Here is a 1,333-nt window from a genome sequence, read left to right as displayed (position 1 = left end):
ATCGGCGGCGGCATGATTCTGGTGCCCTTCATCACCTTCATCCTCAGCCACCGCGGCGTCTCGGCCGATCTGGCGGTGAAGATGGCCATCGCCACCTCGATGGCCACCATCGTGTTCACCTCCATCTCCAGTGTGCGCGCGCACCATCGACGCGGCGTCGTGCGCTGGGATCTGGTGGCGCGGCTGGCACCGGGCATCGTGCTCGGGGCCGCACTGGCGGGTGCGGGGGTCTTTCGCATCGTGCAGGGGCGCTGGCTGGCCCTGCTGTTTGCCGGCTTCGTCGCCTTTTCGGCCACACAAATGCTGAGGGCACGCAAGCCGGCGGCGCAACGCAGCCTGCCCGGTCCAGGCGGGCAACTGGCCGCCGGGGGTGTGATCGGGTTTCTCTCCGGCCTGGTCGGCGCAGGCGGCGGTTTCATCAGCGTCCCCTTCATGACTTGGTGCAACGTCGCCATGCACCAGGCGGTCGCCACCAGCGCGGCGCTCGGCTTTCCCATCGCGCTGGCCAACGCCGTGGGCTACATCTGGTCGGGCGCCCACGTGGCAGGCCGACCCGCAGGCTCGCTGGGCTTCATCTTTTTGCCCGCGCTGGCCGTCATTGCCAGCGCCAGCGTGCTCATGGCCCCAGTGGGGGTGCGCGTGGCCCATGCCCTGCCCGTCTCCACCCTCAAGCGCGTCTTTGCGCTGATTCTGTACGGCCTGGCGGCCACGATGGCTTACAAGGCGTGGAGCGGCTGAGCCGCGACGACGATGCCGTCCGCATCGGCGTATAACCAGTCCCCCGGGCGCACCCAGACGCCCTGAATCTGGACGGCGACGTCGCGCTGTCCCTGGCCCCGCTTGTCGGTGGGCAAAGGCATGGCCGCCAGGGCGCGGATGCCGACGGGAGCCGCCGCCAGCTCGGCCACATCCCGCACGCAACCGTCCACGACCACCCCGACCCAGCCGTTGCGCGCCGCCGCAGCCGCGAGATTGCCCCCGACCAGCGCGCGCCGCAGCGACGCCCCGCCATCCACGACCAGCACCCGCCCCAACCCGGGCTCGTCCAGCGCGGCTTTGACCAGGCTGTTGTCCTCGTGGCATTTGACGGTGCTCACCGGGCCGCTGAAATGGCCACGCCCGCCGAAATCCCGAAACACCGGGGGCAGCACACGGAATGCACCGCTCGTGTCGCCCTTGTGGGCATCGCACAGATCGCAGGTGGAAAACGCGGTCGTCATGGGCACAAGCAATATGGAAGTCGATCCAGTTCGCATCATAGGCGATGGCCCAAACCCCACCATCGCGGCGCTGGCGAACGGTGGCGGGGACACCGGCCCTGCCGCCGCGGACA

At 69.4% G+C, this 1,333-nt stretch carries 2 protein-coding genes; one reads left to right on the top strand and one right to left on the bottom strand.

The window, feature by feature from the left end:
* The coding region (locus ACK4TH_RS11885; RefSeq protein WP_409626734.1) for a sulfite exporter TauE/SafE family protein at positions 1–738 on the top strand (738 nt) is incomplete at its 5' end.
* On the opposite strand, the gene rraA is transcribed toward ACK4TH_RS11885, so the two are convergent.
* On the bottom strand, positions 717–1,220 hold the full coding sequence (rraA, locus tag ACK4TH_RS11880) for a ribonuclease E activity regulator RraA (RefSeq protein ID WP_409626732.1): 504 nt from the start codon (positions 1,218–1,220) through the stop codon (positions 717–719). The genes ACK4TH_RS11885 and rraA overlap by 22 nt on opposite strands.
* Between the last annotated feature and the right edge of the window lie 113 nt (positions 1,221–1,333).

Source organism: Tepidimonas sp. (genome assembly GCF_046292505.1).
Taxonomy (GTDB): Bacteria; Pseudomonadota; Gammaproteobacteria; order Burkholderiales; family Burkholderiaceae_C; genus Tepidimonas.
The sequence above is the reverse complement of the archived record's forward strand: the minus strand, read 5'-3'. Positions and strand labels throughout refer to the sequence as shown.